The organism is uncultured Aquimonas sp. (assembly GCF_937888285.1).
Taxonomy (GTDB): domain Bacteria; phylum Pseudomonadota; class Gammaproteobacteria; order Xanthomonadales; family Xanthomonadaceae; genus Aquimonas.
Map to the genome: position 1 here is coordinate 1 of NZ_CALART010000026.1, position 7,705 is coordinate 7,705.

Genomic DNA, 7,705 nt, shown 5'->3' on the forward strand with positions numbered 1-7,705 from the left:
GGCATGCCGCGCGCGCGGCCGAACGCCCGAGCGCTATGCGCGAGGGCCGGGGCCGGAGGCAGGCGGCGCGTTTGCGCGGCATGCCGCGCGCGCGGCCGAACGCCCGAGCGCTATGCGCGAGGGCCGGGCCGAGATTCGCGAGAGCGCGATGCCGGAGCTGCATAGGGTGGGCCCTGGCCCACCATGAGCTCCACGCTCGCCCCGGTAACCACGTGATCGGACCGGCCAACACGCACGAGAGAGCGCAGCGTGCGACGACGCCCTCGCAAGCTCAGGTGTCCGAAAAGAACGAAGCCCGCTTCGTGTACACGAAGCGGGCCTCTCCCTCCCCAGGGTTCGCGGCGGACGTCTTGGCGCCGCAACCGCGAGGTGGACTTTAGACACTGTTCATGCGGGCTTGCACGCTGCAGTGCACTAAAGCCCGCCAGAGTCGCTTCGCGACAGGCTTCGCTGTGCCCTGGGCGGTGACGCGTGGCCGCGCCCTACCGCGGCATGAACGGCCAAGCGATGCGGGCACGGAGTCCGGCGAGTGGCGGACCGAAGGCGAGCGAGAGCGCCACGAGAGGAGGACCGTGGCCAGCATCGAGCTCATGGTGGGCCAGGGCCCACCCTATGAAACTCAGGCTTCGTGCTTCTGCGGACCCCGAGTCCGGAACTCCAAACCTTGCCGCCGGCACCGGCACCGGCACGAGCGGGGGCTCGGGCAGCCGCACCGTCATCGACATCGGAGCTTCGCGCCAAGCAGACAGAGGCCGCGCCTACACCACCCCAAGCCCGCGGCCCTGCCAGGCCCGCGTGATCGCCGCTCGCGCCGACTCCGGCGCTTTCGCCTCCGGCACCAGCCGCGGCCGACCGTCCAGGGTGCAGGCGAGGCCGAGTGCGAGCAGCGCCGCATGGGCCGACGCCAACGACGCTGCGGTGTCTGAATCAAACCATCCCGCCCCGGCGCAGCGCTGGATCAGCTCGGCGCTTTCGCGAGCCTCGACCAGCGTTGGATGCGCAGCGCCGAGCGCCAGCACGCCGGCCTGCAGCAGGAACTCCAGATCGACCAGACCGCCTTCGCCCTGCTTGAGGTCGAACTCGCCCATGCGGCTGCGATCGAGTGCCTCGCGCATGCGCCGACGCATCGCCGCCACTTCGCGCAGCACCTCGTCGAGCGCGCGCGGCTCGGCCAGCACCTGCGCGCGCACGCGCTCGAAGCCTTCGCCGATCTGCGTATCGCCACAGACGAAGCGCGCGCGCACCAGGGCCTGCTTTTCCCACAGCCAGGCGCGCTCGCGCTGGTAGCTCTCGAAGCTCGCCAGGGTCGAGATCAACAGGCCCTTGCTGCCGTCCGGGCGCAGGCGCAGATCGACCTCGTACAGGCGCCCGCCGGTCGTGGTCATGCCCAGCCAGGAGATCAGCTTCTGCACCACGCGCTGGTAGTAGCGCGCGGCATCCAGCGGGCGCGCGCCGTCGCTCTCGGCGCCCTCGCGGGCGCGGTAGAGGAACACCAGGTCGAGGTCGGAGTTGAAGCCGAGCTCCAGCGCGCCGAAGCTGCCGAAGCCGAGCAAGGCGAGGCCGCTGTCGGGCAGGCGGCCGTGCGCGGCGATGACCTCGGCCTCGGCGCGCTCCAGCAGCAGGCCGACGATCACCTCGGCGAGCCAAGCCAGCTGACGCGCGCTGTCGCCCGCGGCCTGGCCGCCGAACAGGGTGGCGCGGGCGATGCGGAAGGCCACGCTCTGGCGGAATTCGTTCAAGGCCGGAAGCAGGCGCTCGATGTCGTCGCGCGGCACTTCGATGAGCGCCTGGTCGAGCTCGTCCGCGATCGCCTGCAGCGACTCCGGCGCCCCCTGGCTGCGGGTGTCGAGCAGGTCGTCGAGCAGCAGCGGGTGCGCCGACAGGCGCTCGGCCATCCAGGTGCTGGCGACGAAGGTGTCGAGCAGGCGTTCGCGCGCCGGCGCGCTCTCGTCGAGAAGCGCGAGGTAGCTGGAACGGCGCAGCACCGCGTGCAGGAAGTGCAGCACGCGTTCCAGCAGCTTCTGCGGCTGCGGTCTTGATGGAAGCGCATCGAGCAGGGCCGGCACCAGTCGATCAAGCCGCGCACGCGCACGCGCCGACAGCTGGGCGCGCACGGGGCTGGCGGCGAACTGCAGCAGGCGCTGCTGGGCTTCCTCAGGCTGGGCGAAGCCGGCCTGCCGCAGCAGCTCGATGGGCGGCTCACGGTCGATCTGCCGCCAATAGTCCTGCATCAGCCCGGCGCGCGGGCTGGTGGCATCAGCACGGCCGCTCTCGAACACCTCCTCGAAGGCTGCGCGCACCAGCGCACGCTGCGCATTCAGCACCTCCAGCAGCGCGGCATAGTCGGCAAAGCCCAGGCCGCGCGCCAGCCGCAGCTGCTCGAAGGCATCCTCGGGCAGCTCGTGGGCCTGCTGCTCGCGCAGCATCTGCAGGCGATTCTCGACGTGCCGCAACAGCCGGTAGGCACGCAGCAGGGCATCGGCCTGCGCCGCGTCCACATGACCGCCCTCACGCAGCGCCGCCAGCGCCGGCTCCAGCCCGCGTGCACGCAACGGCGGCTCGCGGCCGCCGCGGATCAGCTGCTGGAGTTGCACCATGAACTCGATCTCGCGGATGCCGCCGGGGCCGAGCTTCAGGTGTTCGGCCAGCTCGCGACGCTGCACCTCGGCCTCGATCATCGCCTTCATCTCGCGCAGGCCCTCATAGGCCGTGTAGTCGAAGTAGCGCCGGTAGATGAAGGGACGCAGCGTGCGCAGGAAGACCTCGCCGGCCTCGATGTCGCCGGCGATGGGGCGCGCCTTGATCCAGGCGTAGCGCTCCCAGTCGCGGCCCTCGCGCTGGAAGTAGTGCTCCATCGCGGCGAAGGACAGCGCCAGCCGGCCGGCATTGCCGAAGGGCCGCAGGCGCATGTCGACGCGGTAGACGAAGCCGTCGACGGTGACCTCGCCGAGCAGGCGGATCAGCAGCTGGCCCAGACGTACGAAGAAGCTCTCGTTGTCGAGCGCGCGCATGCCGTCGGTTTCGCCGCCTTCGGGATAGGCGAAGACCAGGTCGATGTCGGAGCTGAAGTTGAGCTCGCTGCCGCCCTGCTTGCCGAGGCCGAACACCACCAGCTGCTGCGACGCACCCTCGCGCGAACGCGGCTGGCCGTGACGCGCGACCAAGGCCGCCATGGCGTAGTCCAGCGCCAGCTGGCAGCAGCGGTCGGCGAGCACGGCGCTGGCCCGCACCGTGTCCTGCACTGAGTCGATACCGGCGACGTCGCGGGCGATCTGGCGTACCGATTCGGCGTGACGCCAGCGGCGCAGCGCGGCCATCGCCGCGGACTCGTCGAGGCCGTCGAGCGCGGGCTCCGGTTCGGGCTGCAGCAGCTGCGCCATCAGCGCTGGCCGCTTGCACAGCTGCTCGTAGGCGTAGTCGGAGGCCGCCAGCAGACGGTCGAGATGCGGGCCGATCGGGCCGGCGATCAGCGCTTCGAAGGCGATCGGATCGGCGTCACGAAGGCGCGTGCGGCGTTCGATCAGCAGTCGGTCGAGAGCGTCGATGGGCACCGGATCGGACTCGTTGCGGAAGCAGCGCCGGACTCTAGCAGCTTGCCGGGAGCGCTCGATCTCGACGCGCGCCTCGGGTGGTCTCCATGCGCGATGAGGTGCCCTGCACCACAGTTGCCATCCAACATGACAGCCGCACAGTCGCCGCGCTCGGACGCTACCATCGCGCTCCCGTCGTTTCGTCGAGACGCTCAAGATGCATGAGTCCGCCCCGCAGCTCGAGCCCTCCGAGCCGCCGCAGCCGCCCGGCTGGATGAACCGCACGGTCGCGGGCGCCGGCCTGACCAGTGCGCTGGGCGATTTCTGCTACGAAACCACCACGGTCGTGCTGCCCGGCTTCCTCGCCGTACTCGGCGTGCCGGCGGCGGCGCTGGGCCTGATCGAGGGCATCGCCGACGCGGTCGCGAGTTTCACCAAGATGATGTCGGGCTACATCGGCGATCGGCTCGGCCATCGCAAGCTGCTGGTGATGACCGGCTACGCGCTGACGCCGATCGGCCAGATCCTGATCGCAGTCGCCGCGGGCTGGCCGCTGATCCTGCTCGGGCGGCTGGTGTCCTGGTTCGGCAAGGGGCTGCGCGGCCCCTTGCGCGATGCCATCGTGATCCAGGCGGTCAACCCGGCGACGCGCGGGCGCGCATTCGGTTTCCATCGCGCGATGGATTCGGTCGGCGCGGTGCTCGGCCCCTTGCTGGGTGTCGCCCTGCTCGGGCTGGCGCAGGGCTGGACCTGGAGCGATGACAGCGGCCCCTTCCGCTTCGTGCTGTGGATCTCGGTGATCCCCGGCCTGCTCGCCGTGCTGGCCTTCGCCGCGCTCGTGCGCGATCCACAGCGCTCCGCGAACCCGGCGCTGCGCTTCTTCAGCTCGCTGCGCGGGCTGCCGCTGCGCTTCAAGCGCTATCTCGGCGCGGTCGGCGTGTTCGGCATCGGCGATTTTTCGCATGCCCTGCTGATCCTCGCAGCGACCACCCTGCTCACCCCGTCGCTCGGCCTTGTGCAGGCGGCGCAGCTGGCCGGCCTGCTGTACGTGCTGCGCAATGTGGTGCAGGTCGTTCTGTCCTGGCCGATCGGCTGGCTGGCCGATCGCGTCGGCCATGCGCCGCTGCTGCTCGCGGGGTACGCACTCGGCGCCAGCACCGCGGTGGCGATGGGCCTGGCGTTCTGGCTGGACAGCGCAGACCTCGCCCTGCTGATCGGCATCTTCGTGTTGGCAGGCGCCTACACGGCCGTGCAGGAGGCGCTCGAATCCACGGTCACGGCGAGCCTGGTGCACGCCGACACGCTGGGCTTGGGCATTGGCGCATTGGGCACCGTCAACGGCTTCGCGCGCTTTGCCTCCAGCGCGGGCGTGGGACTGCTGTGGACCGCGCTGTCGCCGGCCCTGGCCTTCGCGACAGCGGCGGGCCTGATGTTGCTGGGCACGTTCGCGCTGCAGCGGGCTTTGCGTTGACGCGGCCGCCCAGCCCCGATGCGCCGCCCGGTCCGCGCCCGCGGGGCCCGGACCTGCCCCTGCGCATCCTCATCATCGAGGACCAGCGCGACCTGGCCGAGAGCCTCTGGGATTTCCTGGAGCGCCGCGGCCATCGGGTCGATCACGCGCTCGACGGCCTGCAGGGCCTGCGCATGGCGCTGGCCGGCGGCTTCGATGTGATCGTGCTGGATCTCGGTCTGCCCCGGCTGGACGGGCTGGACGTGTGCGCGCGCCTGCGTGCTGCCGGCCAGACCCTGCCGGTGTTGATGCTGACCGCACGCGACGGCCTCGATGACAAGCTGGCGGGCTTTGACCGCGGTGCCGACGACTATCTGGTCAAGCCGTTCGCCATGCTCGAACTGGAAGCGCGCCTGCACAACCTGCATCGTCGCGCCCGGGCACGTGCCAGCCTGCGAGTCGCCGACCTGCAGCTTGATCCGCAGACCGGCGAAGCCCTGCGCGCGGGCCAGGCCTTGAGCCTGTCGCCGCTGCAGCGACGGCTGCTCGAAGCCCTGCTGCGCGCCAGCCCGGCGGTGCTGGAGACCGCAACGCTGACCGGGCAGGTCTGGGGCGACGCGACGCCGAGCGTCGATGCCCTGCACAGCCTGGTGCGCGCGCTGCGCGTCGCCGTCGATCGGCCCTTCGGGCGCCCCCTGATCCACACCGTGCATGGGATCGGCTATCGGCTGTCGGCCGATGACGAGGCCTGAATCTCCACACCGGCAGGCGCGATCCCCGCACTCTCCTCGTCGGCGGTCTCCGGCTCGGTGGCCTCCACGCGGCCTTCGATGAAGGCCCGTGCCGGCAGCAGCCAGAGCGGGCTGCGCTTGTAGCTGAACCGCGCTTCGGCGTGCTCTGCCATCGCACCGCGCAGCCGCTTGTCGCGTGCGAACAGCAGGCCCTGCGGATGCGCCAGCGCCCACGCCTGCGCCTGCGCCGGAGCGAGCTCGGCGATGCTCTCGCGCAGGCGTCCGGCGAACTGGAACTCGCCCTGGTAGTTGCCGATGTAGGCGACGGCGCGCCCTTGCGCCTGCACCGCTGCGAGCGCGTCGGCGATCGGCTGCAGCGGATAGCGCCCCGCCACCGCAGTCGAGGCCAGCGCCAGGGCGAGCATCACGCCGAGCTGGCCGGTCGCGGCGATCCGGCGGGCCCGGTGCAGGCTGTCGGCCTGCCCGGCGAGCAGGCGCGACAGCAGCAGGTAGCCCAGCGCCAGCATCGGAATCAGGTAGTGCACCTGCTTGCCGGCTACCATCAGGTGGGCCAGCGACGCCAGCACCAGGGTCGCCATCGCGAAGCGCGCGCCCGCCTCGGCAGGCAGCGCACGCAGACTGCGCAGCGCGCGCCATGCGCGTGGCCACAGGCTCCAGGGCAGCGGCAGCAGCAACAGGAAGGGCAGGTAGAACCAGAACGGACGCGGATGCCCCATCGCCCCCTGCACGCGGTCCAGGGTCTGGCCGAACAGCAGCGCCTGGCGGAAGGCTTCACCACCGCGTTCGCTGGCGGCCAGTGCCCACAGCAGCAGGGGCAGGGCGGCCACTCCGGTGAGCAGCAGCGGCCGCCACATGCGTGATGCGCCGGGCTGGCCGCGGGGTCGCCACCATGGCCAGGCGAGGATCGGCGCCAGCAGATGCAGCAGCGCCACCGGCCCCTTGCACAACAGGGCCAGGGCCGCCCACAGCATGAACAGCAGGCCGGCGCGCGCGGACGGCGCGACCAGCAGCCTGTGCAGCTGCAGCCAGGCAGCCAGCAGCAGGGCCAGCAGCAGGGTGTCGAACATCAGCGCGGAGCCGTAGGCGAACAGGTACAGGCTGCCGAAGGCCAGCATCGGCGCCAGCACCGCCACCGCCGGGCGCTGCGGCCACAGTTCCAGCGCCAGGCTGCGCAGGCCGAAGACGGCAGCGAGCGCCGCCAGCGGGCCCAGCAGGCGCGGCCAGACCTCGTTGACGCCGAACACCGACCAGCCGGCATGGATCAGCCAGAACAGAAGCGGCGGCTTGTGGTGATAGGGCTCGCCGTTCAACCACGGCAGCACGAAGTCGCCGCGCCACCACATCTCCCAGGCGACCGCGAGGTAGCGCGTTTCATCGACCGGCAACAGCGGGCGCAGCCACAGCGAGGCGAGGCCAAGGGCGGCAATCGCCAACAGGGTCGGCACCAGTGGCGACAACGCAGTGCGGCCGTCGCTGCGGCTGAGGCTTGTAGTGAGTGCGGTCACGGCGGGTGCCAGGTCAAGGCGGTCGGTGCGTCCAGCCTCACCCGAGTGCCGTTAAGAACTTCCGTCGCCGCCGTAATGGCGCAGCAGCGCGCCGGGAATTCCGCGGGGCTCGCGCTCCACGTGCCGTCGCCCCGGCATGGCCGGGCTGCCCGCGTCGATGAGGCATGCCGCTGCCTTCCGGGGTACCGAGCGGCGCGGAAGGATCGGGGGGGGGGGGGGGCTCTCAAGAAACAGAACGCTCGCGACCCAATGAATCGTCGCCCCCGCGCAGGCGGGGGCCCAGTCCCAGCCTGACCCAGTCGCACGATCACTGGATCCCCGCCCCCGCCTACTTGAGGGCAGGCTCTTCGCGGGGATGACGAATCCAGGATTCTTCGAGAACACCTGCGCCGCTGCGCCGCGCTGGGAGGCTCTCAGAGGGTGTTGACAAATTAGGTGGTCAGGCGTCGAAGCAGCATCCGCGCCTCG

At 71.1% G+C, this 7,705-nt stretch carries 4 protein-coding genes; 2 read left to right on the forward strand and 2 right to left on the reverse strand.

Features of this window, described 5'->3' with window-relative positions; translation table 11 throughout:
• Nucleotides 1-758: 758 nt before the first annotated feature.
• Entirely contained in the window at nucleotides 759-3,551 is a 2,793-nt protein-coding gene (gene glnE, locus Q0654_RS07380) for a bifunctional [glutamate--ammonia ligase]-adenylyl-L-tyrosine phosphorylase/[glutamate--ammonia-ligase] adenylyltransferase (protein ID WP_298852218.1), read from the reverse strand.
• 196 nt (nucleotides 3,552-3,747) lie between these two features.
• On the opposite strand from glnE, the gene Q0654_RS07385 reads away from it, so the two are divergent.
• Both Q0654_RS07385 and Q0654_RS07390 read left to right on the forward strand, forming a co-directional pair.
• Nucleotides 3,748-5,001, forward strand: a complete 1,254-nt coding sequence (locus Q0654_RS07385; protein WP_298852220.1) for an MFS transporter — start codon at nucleotides 3,748-3,750, stop codon at nucleotides 4,999-5,001.
• A 59-nt stretch (nucleotides 5,002-5,060) separates the two neighbouring features.
• A complete protein-coding gene (locus Q0654_RS07390) occupies nucleotides 5,061-5,732 on the forward strand; it encodes a response regulator transcription factor (protein ID WP_343230128.1) in 672 nt (223 codons plus the stop codon).
• Here Q0654_RS07390 and Q0654_RS07395 read toward each other — a convergent pair.
• The gene (locus tag Q0654_RS07395; RefSeq protein ID WP_298852222.1) at nucleotides 5,702-7,237 is read right to left on the reverse strand and encodes a glycosyltransferase family 39 protein; all 1,536 of its coding nucleotides are present in this window, start codon (nucleotides 7,235-7,237) and stop codon (nucleotides 5,702-5,704) included. The genes Q0654_RS07390 and Q0654_RS07395 overlap by 31 nt on opposite strands.
• Nucleotides 7,238-7,705 lie beyond the last annotated feature (468 nt).